Annotated in this window: 16 protein-coding genes and 1 pseudogene; 16 read left to right on the top strand and 1 reads right to left on the bottom strand. The window is 43.2% G+C overall.

The genetic code is table 11. From position 1 onward, the window contains the following. Positions 1-86 precede the first annotated feature (86 nt). The 16 genes from queC to DWW60_RS11090 all read left to right on the top strand — a co-directional run bounded on the left by queC (position 87) and on the right by DWW60_RS11090 (position 15,647). Positions 87-764: a 7-cyano-7-deazaguanine synthase QueC gene (queC, locus tag DWW60_RS11165; RefSeq protein ID WP_055143853.1), complete on the top strand. Its 678-nt coding sequence runs from the start codon at positions 87-89 to the stop codon at positions 762-764. A 39-nt stretch (positions 765-803) separates the two neighbouring features. Continuing rightward, positions 804-1,718, top strand: coding sequence for a diacylglycerol/lipid kinase family protein (locus DWW60_RS11160; RefSeq protein ID WP_022216588.1), 915 nt, complete (start codon positions 804-806; stop codon positions 1,716-1,718). Positions 1,719-1,737: 19 nt separating this feature from the next. Continuing rightward, positions 1,738-3,093 carry a phosphoglucosamine mutase gene (glmM, locus tag DWW60_RS11155; protein WP_055223692.1) on the top strand — a complete coding sequence of 452 codons (1,356 nt, stop codon included), beginning with the start codon at positions 1,738-1,740 and terminating at the stop codon, positions 3,091-3,093. A gap of 389 nt (positions 3,094-3,482) precedes the next feature. Beyond that, positions 3,483-4,958, top strand: a complete 1,476-nt coding sequence (gene purF, locus DWW60_RS11150) for an amidophosphoribosyltransferase (protein WP_015533265.1) — start codon at positions 3,483-3,485, stop codon at positions 4,956-4,958. 323 nt (positions 4,959-5,281) lie between these two features. After that, entirely contained in the window at positions 5,282-6,736 is a 1,455-nt protein-coding gene (gene purB, locus DWW60_RS11145; RefSeq protein WP_015533264.1) for an adenylosuccinate lyase, read from the top strand. Between the two features lie 270 nt (positions 6,737-7,006). After that, positions 7,007-7,267 carry a DUF4160 domain-containing protein gene (locus DWW60_RS11140; RefSeq protein WP_117875400.1) on the top strand — a complete coding sequence of 87 codons (261 nt, stop codon included), beginning with the start codon at positions 7,007-7,009 and terminating at the stop codon, positions 7,265-7,267. 33 nt (positions 7,268-7,300) lie between these two features. Then, positions 7,301-7,576, top strand: coding sequence for a DUF2442 domain-containing protein (locus DWW60_RS11135; RefSeq protein WP_117875399.1), 276 nt, complete (start codon positions 7,301-7,303; stop codon positions 7,574-7,576). A gap of 202 nt (positions 7,577-7,778) precedes the next feature. Continuing rightward, positions 7,779-8,054 carry a YhdT family protein gene (locus DWW60_RS11130; RefSeq protein ID WP_117875398.1) on the top strand — a complete coding sequence of 92 codons (276 nt, stop codon included), beginning with the start codon at positions 7,779-7,781 and terminating at the stop codon, positions 8,052-8,054. Beyond that, positions 8,044-9,531 carry a sodium/pantothenate symporter gene (gene panF / locus DWW60_RS11125; protein ID WP_022216584.1) on the top strand — a complete coding sequence of 496 codons (1,488 nt, stop codon included), beginning with the start codon at positions 8,044-8,046 and terminating at the stop codon, positions 9,529-9,531. The genes DWW60_RS11130 and panF overlap by 11 nt, the downstream gene beginning before the upstream one ends. Before the next feature lie 53 nt (positions 9,532-9,584). Further along, the gene (locus tag DWW60_RS11120; protein ID WP_015533260.1) at positions 9,585-10,031 is read left to right on the top strand and encodes a PaaI family thioesterase; all 447 of its coding nucleotides are present in this window, start codon (positions 9,585-9,587) and stop codon (positions 10,029-10,031) included. Positions 10,032-10,050: 19 nt separating this feature from the next. Continuing rightward, positions 10,051-10,725, top strand: coding sequence for a DNA/RNA nuclease SfsA (sfsA, locus tag DWW60_RS11115; protein ID WP_117875397.1), 675 nt, complete (start codon positions 10,051-10,053; stop codon positions 10,723-10,725). A gap of 211 nt (positions 10,726-10,936) precedes the next feature. Then, positions 10,937-11,074: a helix-turn-helix domain-containing protein gene (locus tag DWW60_RS11110; RefSeq protein ID WP_120000143.1), complete on the top strand. Its 138-nt coding sequence runs from the start codon at positions 10,937-10,939 to the stop codon at positions 11,072-11,074. 209 nt (positions 11,075-11,283) lie between these two features. Further along, a complete protein-coding gene (locus tag DWW60_RS11105; protein WP_199414461.1) occupies positions 11,284-11,973 on the top strand; it encodes a response regulator transcription factor in 690 nt (229 codons plus the stop codon). Further along, complete coding sequence (locus DWW60_RS11100) at positions 11,970-13,001, top strand: sensor histidine kinase (protein ID WP_117875396.1); 1,032 nt, start codon at positions 11,970-11,972, stop codon at positions 12,999-13,001. The genes DWW60_RS11105 and DWW60_RS11100 overlap by 4 nt, the downstream gene beginning before the upstream one ends. 151 nt (positions 13,002-13,152) lie before the next feature. Beyond that, a complete protein-coding gene (locus DWW60_RS11095; protein WP_009260049.1) occupies positions 13,153-13,818 on the top strand; it encodes an ABC transporter ATP-binding protein in 666 nt (221 codons plus the stop codon). A 14-nt stretch (positions 13,819-13,832) separates the two neighbouring features. Beyond that, positions 13,833-15,647 (top strand): ABC transporter permease, encoded by a 1,815-nt coding sequence (locus DWW60_RS11090; RefSeq protein WP_029732304.1) that lies wholly within the window; start codon positions 13,833-13,835, stop codon positions 15,645-15,647. A gap of 3 nt (positions 15,648-15,650) precedes the next feature. Here the strand turns inward: DWW60_RS11090 and DWW60_RS11085 are convergent. Further along, positions 15,651-16,087, bottom strand: a pseudogene (locus tag DWW60_RS11085) (hypothetical protein); the annotation flags it as partial.

The following is a 16,087-nucleotide window of genomic DNA, read 5'->3' as shown; positions in this document are numbered from 1 at the left end:
GAATTGATAATGGTGAATTTGTTTATCCGTGAGCGTTATAATGCGGTTCGGAATATCATATTTGATTATATATGGAGGATGAGATCATGCAGAATTTAAAGAATAAGGATGAGGCAGTTGTAGTATTCAGCGGCGGACAGGACAGCACAACGTGTCTGTTGTGGGCACTCAAGAAGTATAAGAAAGTGTACGCCGTATCATTTGACTATGGACAGAGACATGCGTTAGAGCTTGAGTGTGCTAAGGAGATCGCGGACAAATTCGGAGTGGAGCATCACATACTCGACATGAGCCTGCTTAACCAGCTTGCGCCAAATTCACTGACAAGAACAGATATGAAGGTTGACGAAAATGCACCTGAGGAGGGCACGCCGAATTCATTTGTCGATGGAAGAAACATGGTATTTCTTACATTTGTAGCAATATTTGCCAAACAGAGGGGAATATCTGATATAATAACAGGAGTGTCCCAGAGCGACTTCTCAGGATACCCGGACTGCAGGGATATATTTATCAAATCGTTAAATACAACACTTAACCTTGCAATGGACTACGAGTTTGATATAATAACACCATTGATGTGGATCGATAAGATGGAGACATGGAAGATGGCTGATGAGCTGGGCGGACTGGATGTTATCAGAGATATGACACTCACATGTTACAATGGCATCAAGGGCGAGGGCTGCGGACATTGTCCATCATGCAAGCTCCGCAAGAAGGGGTATGATCTGTACATGAAGTACAAGGAGGATCACAAGTAAATAAGCAGTATCAAAGGGAAAGGTTGTGTTATTGAAAGTATGAAGAATATGCTGTTCATCATGAATCCCAAAGCGGGTAGGACTACTCTGAAGAATTCTTTGGTGGATGTGCTGGAAGTGTTCTGCAATAACGATTACGCGGTCAGGACATATCTTACGAAATCGGCAGATGACGCAGAGAGAATTGTTCAGGAGGAAGGCGCAAACTACGATGTGATCGTATGTGCGGGGGGCGATGGAACCCTGGGCAACACAGTTACAGGATATATGAAGAGCGGGATAAGGGTTCCACTTGGATATATTCCGTGTGGCTCCACCAATGACTTTGCAAGGAGCATGGACATACCGAGAGAGACGGTTGAGGCGGCTGAGATGATAGTGAAGGCAGAGCCGTTCTCCATAGATATAGGAAGTCTGAACGACAAGAACTTTGTTTATGTCGCAGCTTTTGGAATGTTCTCAGATACATCATATGCAACGCCGCAGAATATGAAGAATATATTTGGGCATGCGGCATATGTATTGCAGGGGATAAAAAGCTTGGCAAATGTACCATCTTACAAGATGAAGGTTACAATAGACGGGGACGAGCAGGAAGGCGAGTTTATATTCGGTATGGTGTCCAACTCGGTATCCGTTGGAGGGTTTAAGAGTATAACCCGAAAAGGAGTTGAGTTCGATGACGGACTTTTTGAGGGAGTACTGATAAGGACAATGAAGACACCGGCTGATCTGGAGAGAGTGGTCAGGGCACTCCTTACAGGTGATGTGAATGAGAGGAGCATGGTTTCATTCAGGGCTCACAGGGTCAAGTTTGATGCAGAGGATCCGGTTGCATGGACATGTGATGGCGAGTTCGGCGGAGAATATAAGGAGACCAAGATACACATCCACAGGAGAGCGATAGATCTTCTGGTCGTTCAGGAAAGCGAACAGGATGAGGTTATAGAATAATAGAATCGAGGATTTTACAATGGGTAAATATTTTGGAACAGATGGATTCAGAGGCGAGGCAAATGTAGACCTTACAGTGGAGCATGCCTATAAGGTTGGAAGATACCTTGGCTACTACTATGGCAAGCAGCATGAGGATGGAAAGGCTCATGTCGTCATCGGAAAGGATACGAGACTTTCAAGCTACATGTTCGAGTATTCCCTGGTTGCGGGACTTACAGCCAGCGGAGCTGATGTATACCTGATGCATGTAACACCTACACCTAGTGTGTCTTATATAGTCCGCACAGGTGATTTTGACTGCGGTATCATGATCTCAGCCAGCCATAACCCATACTATGACAATGGAATCAAAGTAATCAATGGTCAGGGCTACAAGCTTGAGGCTGCCATCGAGAATGAGATCGAGCAGTATATAGACGGTGAGCTTGGCGAGATACCATTTGCAAAGAAGGACAGCATCGGTAAGACCACCGACTACACAATGGGAAGAAACAGATATATAGGTTATCTGCTCACGATCCCTACCAGACCTTTCAAGGGAATGAGAATTGGTCTTGACTGTGCAAATGGTGCGTCATATCTGGTTGCAAAGTCGGTGTATGACGCTCTCGGAGCAAAGACATATGTCATCAACAATGAACCAAATGGAACAAACATCAACACGGACTGTGGTTCAACACACATTGAAAAGCTTCAGGCATTTGTCAAGGAGAAGGGACTTGATGTGGGATTTGCATTTGACGGTGATGCGGACAGGTGTCTTGCAGTGGACGACAAGGGCGAGATCGTGGATGGAGACAAGATACTCTATGTCTGCGGTCGTTATCTGAAGGATAAGGGCGAGCTGAACAACAATACCATCGTCACAACTATCATGTCCAACCTTGGACTTTACAAAGCACTTGACAAGAAGGGCATCAACTATGAGAAGACGGCAGTCGGTGACAAGTACGTGTTCGAAAATATGATGGAGCACGGACATTCCATCGGCGGCGAGCAGTCAGGACATATCATCTTCTCCAAGTATGCAACAACTGGTGACGGTGTCCTCACCTCACTGATGATCATGGAGACTATACTTGGACGTAAGGTCAAGCTCTCAGAGCTGTTCCACAGCCTGACGATATATCCACAGCTCCTTGTGAATGTCAAAGTTTCAAGCAAGGATGCAGTCATGAACGATGCTGATGTGCTGAAATTGAACGATGAGATAGCAGCAGAGCTTGGAGACGACGGAAGACTTCTTCTCAGACAGAGCGGTACAGAGCCTGTCATCAGAGTTATGGTCGAGGCAGCCACAGATGAGCTGTGTGAGAAGTATGTATACAAGATGGTGGATCTCATAAAGGCAAAGGGATACGCAGTGGAGTAGAGAGTGGTATAAAAGCTCAAAAGATACAAAGTACGTAAAATTTGTATCTTTTGGGCTTTTTTCAATTCCAGGTGGAAGCCGGAAGGACTATGTGGTAACCTGCCGCGTCAGGAGAGAAGCCCAGCGCGACCGGTGAGGCGAGGTTGTGACAGAGAGATGTGGATTTTCTCAAGTTTAAATAGATAAATACTTGCGAAATATACTGCTGTTGGTGAAAATGCATGAAAAAAGTGGGGTATAATCCTAAAAATGATAGAATTTATCTGTTGACATGTTGTGGTAAAACAGATAAAGTTTTATGTGGTGAAAGATATGACTGTTACCAGACATACGATGAGAATTATGTGGCCGTGACAGTTACAATAATATAACATGAGAGGCATATATTTATGAACGAATGTTTAAGATCCCATTATTATGACGAGGACGAGATGCACGAGGAGTGCGGAGTCTTCGGTATCTATGATTTCGATGGAAATGATGTGGCGAACACGATCTATTATGGTCTGTTTGCATTGCAGCACCGTGGACAGGAGAGCTGTGGTATAGCGGTGTCAGACACTGCTGGTCCTAAGGGCAAGGTCAGCTCCTTAAAGGGCATGGGTCTTGTGAATGAGGTGTACACACCTGATTCACTGAGCAAGCTAAAGGGAAATATCGGTGTGGGTCATGTGAGATATTCAACAGCCGGTGCCAGCACTATAGAGAATGCACAGCCACTGGTTCTCAATTATGTAAAGGGAACTCTGGGACTTGCACACAACGGCAATCTGGTAAATGCTCCTGAGCTTAGACGTGAGCTGGAACTCACAGGCGCTATATTCCAGACTACAATTGATTCTGAGGTAATAGCTTACCATATAGCCAGGGAGAGAGTTAAGTGCGGTTCCGTTGAGGAGGCTGTCACTAGAGCTCTCAAGAAAGTAAGGGGATCATATTCACTTGTCATCATGAGTCCTAGAAAGCTTATTGGAGCCAGAGATCCATTTGGTTTCAGACCGCTTTGTATAGGAAAGCGTGATAACGCATACATACTGGCATCTGAGAGCTGTGCGCTCGATACAATAGGTGCCGAATTTGTCAGGGATGTGGAGCCTGGAGAGGTTGTAACCATATCACCTGAGTACGGAATCCAGTCGTACAAGAACATGTGCCAGGAGCAGCATGCAAGATGTATATTTGAGTATATATACTTTGCGAGACTTGATTCAGTCATAGATGGAATGTCTGTGTACGATTCGCGTATCACAGCCGGAAGATGCCTTGCAAAGGACAGCCCGGTTGACGCTGATGTGGTAGTTGGAGTTCCTGAATCGGGAAATGCAGCGGCCATGGGCTATTCACTTGAATCGGGTATTCCATATGGAACGGCATTTGTCAAGAATGGATATGTGGGAAGAACATTCATAAAGCCACAGCAGAGCCAGAGAGAGTCCAGCGTGCGTGTCAAGCTGAACGTCCTTAAGGAGGCTGTAAATGGCAAGCGTGTCATAATGATAGATGACTCTATAGTTCGTGGAACTACGAGTGACAGAATAGTTGGCATGCTCAGGGAGGCAGGAGCGACTGAGGTCCATGTAAGGATCAGTTCACCTCCATTCCTGTATCCATGCTACTTTGGAACTGACATTCCGGACAGAGAACAGCTCATAGCATACAACAGGTCTGTAGATGATATATGCAAGATCATAGGTGCCGACTCTCTGGCGTACCTGAAGATGGAGAGACTTCCGGAGCTCTCAGGCGGAAGACAGTACTGCCATGGATGTTTCAGCGGCCAATATCCTATGAAACCGCCTACAGAGGACATCAGAGGCGACCACGAAGACTTCAAGAGAGGCTCGGAGTCTCATATTATATCATGAGGAGGGGCCCGCGTAAGCGGGAGGAGTCCTGGTGATAGCGCACGAAAGTGCGCACTTGTCGCAAGACAAGATATGAGGAGGGGCCCGCGTAAGCGGGAGGAGTCCTGGTGATAGCGCACGAAAGTGCGCACTTGTCGGAAGACAATAAAGTAAAAATTCGGAATCATATCAGCGGAAAAGCAGATATTGATTCCGAATTTCTGGTTTATGCAAAAAAAGCATGGAAATAATCTGAAACCCATGTATAATAGTTGTGTGATAAGATATAAAAGCATTTGTCAGCTGGCAGATGCGGGAGACTACAGGAAGAAAGAGGTAAAGACATGAGTAAGGACAAGTACGAAAGCCCACTGTGTGAAAGATACGCTAGTAAGGAAATGCAGTATATTTTCTCACCTGATATGAAGTTTAAGACATGGAGAAAGCTGTGGATAGCTCTTGCTGAGACAGAGAAGGAGCTTGGTCTCAAGGACGAGAACGGCAATCCAAGAATCACAGATGAGCAGATCGAGGAGCTCAAGGCTCACGCTGATGACATCAACTATGATGTTGCCAGAGAGAGAGAAAAGCTGGTTCGTCACGACGTAATGAGCCACGTATATGCATACGGTGTTCAGTGCCCTAAGGCAGCAGGAATAATCCACCTTGGAGCAACAAGCTGCTATGTAGGCGATAACACAGATGTTATCGTTATGACAGAGGCATTAAAGCTTGTCAGAAAGAAACTCATCAATGTTATAAATGAGCTGGCAAAGTTCGCAGATCAGTACAAGGATCTCCCAACTCTTGCATTTACACATTTCCAGCCTGCACAGCCAACGACAGTCGGCAAGCGTGCAACACTCTGGATGCAGGAGCTGCTCCTTGACCTCTCTGATATAGAGTACATGATCAGCCAGCAGAAGCTTCTCGGATCAAAGGGAACAACAGGAACACAGGCAAGTTTCCTTGAGCTCTTCGGAGGAGATCACGAGACAGTGAGAAAGATAGATGGAAAGATTGCTGAGAAGATGGGATTTGCTGAGTGCTATCCTGTATCAGGCCAGACATATTCAAGAAAGGTCGACTCAAGAGTTCTTAATGTGCTCTCAGGCATCGCACAGAGTGCACACAAGTTCTCAAATGATATCAGACTTCTCCAGCACTTAAAGCAGATAGAGGAGCCATTTGAGAAGAACCAGATTGGTTCATCAGCTATGGCATACAAGAGAAACCCAATGAGAAGTGAGAGAATCGCATCACTTGCCAATTATGTAATGTGCGACGCGCTCAATCCTGCTATCACAGCCGCAACACAGTGGTTTGAGAGAACACTTGATGACTCAGCAAATAAGCGTATCTCAGTTCCAGAGGCATTCCTCGCAGTTGACGGAATCCTTGATCTGTACCTAAACGTTGTTGATGGTCTTGTGGTATATGACAAGGTTATCTACCAGTGCTTCATGAAGGAGATTCCATTCATGGCAACAGAGAATATTATGATGGATGCTGTTAAGCGTGGTGGCAACCGTCAGGAGCTTCATGAGAAGATCAGAGAGTACTCAATGCTTGCTGGTGAGCAGGTCAAGAAGTACGGAAGAGAGAATGATCTCGTTGACCGTATCGCAGCAGACCCTGACTTTGGCATGACAAAGGAGGAGATCGTATCTATCCTTGAGCCAAAGAACTTCGTAGGTCGTGCTCCTGAGCAGACAAGAGAGTTCCTTGCAGAGGTCATTCAGCCTATCCTCGATGAGAACAAGGATATCCTCGGTGTTACTGCGGAGATCAATGTATAAAGATCTGAATTAAAATGTATATAGAGTAAATAAGACGCTGGCGCATTTACGCTGGTGGTATGTCCGCTTAATATTGGATATATCCCAAGGTTTATGTGCTGGCGCTTTTTGTATTCAAATTTATAAGTGATTGTGCCAATATGGTTAGAAAAAAATAACTAGAGAAGACTAAATTTACTTAAGTTATCTTTTGATATAGTAATGATAGTTATTGAATAGCCTTGGAATGATATAGTATAATATTATAAATAATAATTGGAGGTTGATAGTATGCCAGAAATATCACTGTTTTATGGAATCAGAATAACTATGTATTATGATGATCATAAACCGCCACATTTTCATGCAGAATATAACGGAAATAAAGCTATAATAGATATAAATGAAGCACGGGTTATAAAAGGTGCATTGCCTTCAAGGCAGTTAAAGCTCATACTTGCATGGTGCGTAATTCATCAAGATGAGTTAATGCAGAATTGGGAATTATCGAAGGATGGTTTGCCATTAAACAGAATAAATCCATTGATTTAAAAGTTATGTATTATACAGAGAGGGGGAATTGGCATGATATATGATATAGTACAGGTAGTTCCATTTGAAGATTATACAGTATATGTGTATTTTGAGGATGGCAAAATTGTATGTTATGATGCAAAACCACTACTGGGTAAGAAAGTGTTTGAACCGCTTAGAGACAAAGATTTCTTTTTGAATTCATGTACAATTTTGAATGGAACTTTGGCATGGGATGTGACAGGAACGAGGGATACATCAAAATGTCTGGATATTGATCCGGATACGTTATATGAATTGGAAAATGTTAAAGAGAAAATAGCGTAACATAAATCGGTATACAGTAAACTATAAATAGCTGGTGTATGGACGAAACGTCTGTGCGCCAGTTTTTTTGTGCAGACAATAATACAGAGTTTGTATATGCACAGGATTTGGGTGGCTGTCGGGGCAACTATGAAAAAACTGATCAGCGTGATATAATGAGCATTGTTCGATGTATTTATGAAATATAAGGGGATATATTATTATGATGAAACTGACAAAGGAAGAACAGCACAGGCAGTGCATAAAAGAGATCAAAGCGACGCTGCTTGTGGTATTTATATGTTTTTTATGGCATGTGCTAACCGCGTTCCTGCTAAATGACACCGGGTGGACGGTATTCCATATGCCGGCGTGGTTTGTGGTCTCGGTGCTTGGAACAGTGGTGCTTGCGGTGATCGGGGTATTCTGGCTGCTTAAGTTTGTGTTCGTAGATTTCCAATATGAAGAGGATGAGAGTGAGGGTGAAAATGAACAGTAATCAGATATTGATCTTATCGGTTTTTCTCGGATATCTGTTATTCAATATTGTGGTGAGCTTTGTCTATAGCAGAAGGGCGGAGAAAAGTCTGCACACAACGTCCGAGAAGAAGTATTTCATAGGCGGAAGAAATATGAACGGAATCGTCCTAGCCATGACGATCATGGCGACATACACTTCCGCAAGTTCATTTATATCAGGGCCAGGTGCAGCGGGTCTTACATATGGATATGCACAGGCGTGGATAGCTGCTATCCAGGTCCCGGTCACATTTCTGGTGCTCGGTGTGCTTGGAAATAAGCTTGCGATAGTGTCCAGACGAACGGGCGCTGTGACAGTGGTGGGATACTTCAAGGCGAGATACAAGAGCGATGCGCTGGTGGTCATCACGAGCCTTGGACTTATAGTTTTCTTCATAGCACAGATGATAAGCCAGTTTACAGGCGGGGCCACACTTATAGCATCCATAACGGGAATGGATCATGTGACTTCACTTTTGATATTTGGCACAGTCGTGATATTGTATACAGCTATTGGCGGATTCAGTGCGGTTGTCATAACTGACACGATTCAGGGAATAGTAATGTGTATCGGAACATTCCTGTTTATATTCTTTGTCTTAAGGAGCGGGGGCGGTCTTGCCGCGATAGATGCCGGTCTTCAGACAAATCTGCCAGAGGTGTACGATGATATTTTCTCGAAATACACGCCAGGAGGACTGCTCAGCTATTGGGTGCTTGTGGGATTTGGAACGTTGGGACTTCCCCAGACTGCTGTGCGCGCCATGGGATTTAAGGATACGAAGAGCATGCACAGAGCGATGTGGATCGGAGTTCTCACATGCAGCTTTGTGATCGTGGGAATGCATCTTGCAGGAACATGGGCTGGCGCACTTGTCGATACGGACAATCTTCCAACTTCGGATTATTTTATACCATATATAGTACAGAAGATCATGCCGCCTGGAATAGCAGCGATATTCCTCGCAGCGCCGATGGCAGCAGTCATGTCGACAGCGGATTCGCTCCTCATACTTGCCACAGCAGCTATAGTGAAAGATCTGTGGAAGAATTACGTGGTGGGTGATGATCCGGTGAAAAATGAGAAATACGACAAGAATGTCAAGCTGGTGAGCACGATACTTACGATGTTGCTCGGCGTGGTGGTGATGGTTCTCACGATCAATCCGCCGGATATAATTTTCATGCTCAACATGTTTGCATTTGGCGGACTTGAATGCACATTCTTCTGGCCCCTTGTGGGAGGCCTGTTCTGGAAGAAGGGAACTAAGCAGGCGGCGGTGTGCAGCAGCGTAGGCGCGATCGCGACATATATATTTGCAACGTATTTTATCAAGATCGCCGGGATAAATGCGGTCGTGTGGGGACTGATGGTAGGTGCGGTGCTGTACTTTGGAATTGGATTTGTAACGGGAAGAAAAGGACTTGATCCGGATATTCTGGACAAGTGCTTTTGATATGTGCGCAGGATGTATGAACTTGAAAATAGAGTTGAAAGGTAAAACTAAGCATGAATGAGATAAACGACAACAAAAAAGCTATGTCCGAGGATGTGAAACAGGCGCTGATAAGGTTTAACAAGGACAACATCTATGTCCAGAACCTGAAGATAGAGCTGGTCGATATGAGCCTTGGATATGTGAAGGGCAAGATGATGGTCACAGAGGATGTCCTGAATCCATATGGTTCTGTGCATGGTGGATGCCTGTACTCACTTGCGGATATAGTGAGCGGGATCGCAGCATGTACCTACGGAAAGTTTTCTTCAACTATAGATGGAACCATGACATATATAGCTCCGGCTATGAACACGGAGTATCTCATCTGTGAGGGAATCGAGATCCGCCAGGGCAAGAAGGTGTCACTGTACGAGGCAAATATTTACGATGACAAGGGACAGCTTGTAGACAAGGCAAGGTTCTCATTCTACATGATGAACCGTTCTGTTGTGGAATAGATGGGAGATGTAAGGCAAGGTGAAATATACAAATGTTATCTCAGGAAAGTTCGTAGACAGGCCAAACAGGTTCACAGCCCATGTGGAGATAGACGGAGTTACAGAGACCGTGCACGTAAAGAACACAGGGAGGCTTAGCAGTTTGCTGATACCGGGGAACACGGTCAGCCTTGAGAAGTCTGCAAATCCAAAACGCAAGACGAAATACGATCTCATAGCGGTGGAGGATCCAAAGCTTGGCTGGGTGAACGTGGACAGTCAGGTGCCGAATAAGGTGGTTTTGGAATGGCTTAAAACTAAGGATTATGACTTTATAAAGCCGGAGTATGTATACGGGGATTCAAGGATTGATTTCTATATGGAAAAGGATGGCACGAAGTATCTCATGGAGGTCAAGGGCTGTACGCAGGAGATCGGTGGTATAGGATATTTCCCAGATGCACCCACCGACAGGGGAGTCAGGCATTTGCGGGAGCTGATGAAGGCGGTCTCCGAGGGATATAAATGCTATGTTGCATTTGTCATTCCGATGACAGGGATAACTGAGGTCAGGCCAAATGCGGAAATACACAGGGAGTTTGCGGAGACTTTCTATGAGGCGAAGGCTGCCGGCGTGGAGGTGTTAAATCTCATATGCCGGGTTACACGGGATGAGCTGGAGATAGTGGAGCGTTGGATTCCAGATCGTGGATGAGAATGATGAGGAATATATAATGGTTTGCAGGCTGTCGTAGATGGTAAGTGATTTAGAAGATATAAGTAGCTTTGGTAAGAAATAGGAGATAACAGATAAATAGATTAGTCTACGGAGCGTAGAACCCGCATAGATTCACCATATTCTACGCCTCGTGGGTGTGATTGGCAATAAAATGGGAAGATAATTGAGCCAGAAAGGAGGAAAGCAGATGAACCAGATTAAAATTGGGCGATTCATCGCTGATGAGAGAAAGAGAAAGGGATATACTCAAAAACAGCTTTCTGAAAAACTTGGAATCAGCGATAAAACAATTTCAAAATGGGAACGAGGAGTTTCCCATAGTTAAAGATACCACACCAAATATGATGAACCCACGCTTATACACTACCAGCTATAATAAGCCGTAAGGACAGCAATTTGACACTGCTGTCCTTTCTTTATATAAAATTGCAGTACACAGAAAAAAGCTGTAAAATAATAAATATATTTGTCCTTGTAACAATTCTCGGACATTTGCCTGTTATACTATCTGCAAAAAGAAAAGGAAGTGACAATATGAAGCAGATTTTAATTGTCGAAGACGATAATCTTTTGAATAAAACGCTTACTTATAATTTGGAATTGGACGGTTACACAATAACTTCTGTTCTGAATGCAAGGACAGCCGCTGAATCATTAAAAACAAACATTTTTGATTTGGTATTGCTGGATATAAATTTACCAGACGGAAATGGTTATGACCTATGCCGTCTTATCAAGCCAGAGCATTCTGATACAGTAGTTATATTTCTAACTGCCAACGATCAGGAAAGCGATCAGATACGAGGATATGAAGCTGGTGCAGTGGATTATATCACGAAACCTTTTTCGATTAGTGCTTTGCAGCGAAAGATCAAAGCCATGTTCGCTATGTTGGAACATCACAAACCAGCTAAGGATATTTACGAGGATGGTAGCCTGTTTCTGGATTTTTCGGAACAATTTGCAAGTTTGAACGGGAAACCATTAGCGCTTTCTGCGATGGAATATAAAATGCTGAACCTATTTCTTAAAAATCCGAAGCAGGTACTTACCCGCCAACAACTTTTGGAAAGGCTGTGGGACATTGATGAAAAATATGTAGATGAACATACCCTTACTACTTCTATCAGCCGCATTCGCAGTAAGATTGAAGCGGATGGCGACACATATATCAAAACGGTTTACGGTATGGGTTATCAATGGACAGGAGGCGAAAAGAAATGAAACTGAATAACCTTTCTGCTAAGAAAATTTGTAGACTGATTAGTGCTGGCATGGCTTTCTCTATGCTGGTAATTACTGGTATTTTCGGCGGTATAATGCAGGATACACGAATTTTCATAGCGGGTGGAACATTGACACTCTGTGCATTTTTCTGGATTTGGCTATTGGTGCTGTTTTTTGGAAAACGCCTTTCTCATTTTACTTCTAATTTGTGCCGGACGCTGGACAACATGATTGATGGAAACGAGGAATTACAAAAGTCAAATGATAGTGAAACTCTTTTTGCCCGTATCAACCACCGCTTAATCCGGTTGTATGAGATTATGCAGAAAAACCGACACAAGGTAGACATGGAACGACAGGAGCTTCAAATGCTGATTTCTGATATTTCGCATCAAGTAAAAACGCCTGTCAGCAATTTGCAAATGGTAACGGACACACTTTTAACAAAGCCTGTTTCAGAAGAAGAACGGATGGACTTTTTACAAGGCATACGCAGTCAGACTGATAAACTGGATTTTCTGTTCCAAGCACTGGTTAAAACATCCCGGTTGGAAACCGGAGCGATACGATTAGAAAAGAAAGACAGCAGCTTATTCCATACGCTTGCACAAGCCATGAGCAGTATTGTATATGCCGCAGAGAAAAAAGAAATTGCTGTATCCGTGGATTGCCCGGAAAATTTGATAATCTCCCATGACAGCAAGTGGACAAGCGAAGCCCTTTTCAATCTGCTGGACAATGCAGTAAAATACACTCCGTCAGGTGGAAAGATTTCTGTATCAGTGGTTCAGTGGGAAATGTACGTAGAGGTCAAAGTGACCGACACCGGCAGGGGCATTTCAGAAAGCAATCAGGCTGCCATCTTTCGGCGCTTCTATCGTGAGGAAGAAGTACACGATCAACAGGGTGTGGGAATAGGTTTGTATTTGGCTCGTGAGATTGTAACAAGGCAAGGGGGCTATATCAAGGTCGTTTCAGAGCTGGGGCAAGGCTCAGAATTTTCTATTATGCTTCCTGTAAGGTAAGATACAGCCACTTTTTTTGAAATGTCCGAGCGTTGTAACATTTCATCTCGATTTTCGATAAAAATTTTTCCTACCTCGGACATTTGTGTAACATTTGTGGTTTACAATGACTTCATCAACAGGTAGAAAGCCTTGAAAGGAGCATTTGAATATGAGCATTTTACAAACAATCGACTTAAAGAAGTATTACGGCACAGAACCAAACATCACTCGTGCCCTTGATGGTGTAAATTTTACTGTGGAACAGGGAGAATTTGTTGCCGTAGTTGGAACTTCCGGCAGCGGCAAGTCTACGTTACTCCACATGATGGGAGGACTTGATACCCCCACTTCCGGCAGCGTGATTGTACGGGGGGAAGAACTTGCGAAAAAGAATGATGATGAATTGACAATTTTCCGCCGTCGTAACATAGGGTTTATTTTCCAAAACTACAATCTGGTTCCGATTTTGAATGTATATGAAAACATCGCCCTGCCTGTGGAATTGGATGGTGATACCGTAGATAAGAAATTTATGGACGAAGTTGTGTATATGCTGGCTTTAGAAGATAAGCTGGAAAATATGCCAAACAATCTTTCAGGCGGTCAACAGCAGCGTGTAGCGATTGCACGAGCTTTAATTACAAAGCCGGCGATTGTCCTTGCTGACGAACCGACTGGAAATCTCGACAGCAAGACCAGTGCAGATGTGTTAGGACTTTTGAAACGTACCAGCGGAGAATTTAATCAGACCATTGTAATGATTACTCACAATAACGAGATTGCCCAGCTCGCAGACCGCATTGTGCGGATTGAGGATGGCAAAATTGTAGGTTAAAGGAGGTGGGAATTATGAATTATCCTTTTGAAAATGATACAGAGAGAATAGAGAAAAGGATTGCTGAAAAGAGTGTATTCTCTGAAAAGAATAGGACATTTCTAATCAGAGTTATCATCTTGATTGCGGCATTTCTGTTGAGCTTTTCTGGTATTCTTTTGTGCAATGCAACGCTTAGTACGCAGCAGATCGCCCATGTAAATAATACAACTGAAGCAGTAGGAACTGTTTTAGGAATTGTTATTGTACTTCTTTGTACGGCAGGGCTGGCTGTCAAAAATATTCTTTATGTATCTGTACTGCAACGAGTACATGAATTTGCACAATTACGGGCAATCGGCGCAACATACCAGCAAATTAAATCAGTGGTCAAGAAAGAACGTGACAAAATAGCAAAACCTTGCATTGTGTTGGGAACAGTCATCGGTTTTCTGGTAAACATAGTTTTACCACTTCATTTTTACTGGATACCAAGCATTGTATGTGCGGTAATCTCCGGCATATTTATTTGGATTATCACAGCTTTGGCTTTTCAAGCACCAGCGAAAATGGCTGCATCTACATCACCAATAGAAGCACAACATACACAGGCAACAAACTATTTTAGAAGTGTTGGGGCAAAGCGTAAACTTACGCCTATAAGAATCGGGTGGATGTATTGTAGAGCCAATAGAAAGAAAGCTGCCTATACATTTTTATCTCTCATTATGAGTGGGATTTTAATGTTCGGTGTTTTTTCAATATTGAATGCGATAAATCCCGAAAGACTTGCGTCACAACCTTACCAGGGAAATAGTGATGTATTTGTACTACTAAATTCAACGGCTGATGAAGAATCCACCTATGATTTAATGAAATCTACACCATTTACAGAAGAAAAAAAGCAAAAATTGTATAACATTTCAGGTGTAAAAGATGTTTATGAATTGTATATGCTGGACGGCATTCTGACAAATTCAGAGGGGGAAAAATTTGAACTGTCCATTGAAAATGCTGTAAATCCAGAAACATTTAAAAATGAAATTGTTGAGGGTATGCAACCAAGTCATGAATTACAGAATGGAGCAATTCCTGTTGCTATCAATAGACAGTCTCCTTATTATCAGAAACTGAATATGCAGCTTCAAGTTGGAGATTATCTGCCGTATATCATAGATACAGGATATGGTCAAAAAGAAGTGGAGTTAGTTGTAAGCGGATTTGTAGAAAACAGCGATACTGGGCTTGTTATTTATACAAGTGGTGAAAATATGAAATCACTGTCAGAAATGAATTGTACGCTTGCATGGTATATTTGTTTGGATGATAACGGAAAAGACGTAGCAACAGAGATAATCAAAGAAATTTTTATAGATGACGACAGAGTTGATGTGTCTGTTTTGGCTGATGATGTTATGGCATTGGAAGATTACTTCCATAATGCGAAAGTCATCATTACAGTTTTGGTGGTGCTTATTAGTCTGTTTTCATTTATAAATATGCTGAATACCAGCATTACAAATGCCATTGCCAGAAGACACGACTATGCACTACTGGAAGCTACAGGTATGACAAAATTGCAGTTGCGAAAAGTACAGCAGTCGGAAAGTTTCATCTATCTGGTTGGAAGTTTTATAGGAAGCTGCATTTTAGGCATACCAATCGGATTGCTGCTTTGTACCCAAATATCAAAAATTCCCGGACTTTCATACTTTGAATATCACTTCCCAGTTCTTTTTGTGCTTTTATACTTTGCTGCGGTTGTGATGGTCTATCATGTAGTATCAGTATATCAAAAGAAATCTTTGCAACAGCACTCAATTATAGAGCGCATTAGAACGATAGGCTAAGTTTTAATAATCCGTCAGCTCCACAATTACATTACTCTGCTGATACAGCCAGTCCGTAAATTCTTTCGGGCTGGCTGTTCCTGTTTTTACAGCCTTTTTTCTCTGCAAGGCTTCTTTCTTAAAGTCGGAAAAGGCAGCCTGTATTTTTTCCAGACGGTCAGCCGGAAAGCCTGCGGTATTTTTTACCCGGTTTATTTTGTTGCGCCAGTTCTGGCATTCATTTTTATAAAGCAGGTCATAGTTATTTTCTCTTGCCCTTTCGTCAAATTCCCGCTTGTTTTGAAGCGCCTGTGCTTTTCGGCACTTGTCGCTGCACAGTTCATACCGCTGGCTCTTTGCCAGAAAATATTTCCCACAGACCTTGCACTGCCGGAAGCAAAGCCCCCAGTCATTCAGCCGGTTCAGATAATAGGTAATCAACGGGTAGAGGGACGCATAGG

Source organism: Coprococcus sp. AF16-22 (assembly GCF_003461545.1).
GTDB classification, from domain to species: Bacteria; Bacillota; Clostridia; order Lachnospirales; family Lachnospiraceae; genus Coprococcus; species Coprococcus aceti.
The sequence above is the reverse complement of the archived record's forward strand: the minus strand, read 5'-3'. Positions and strand labels throughout refer to the sequence as shown.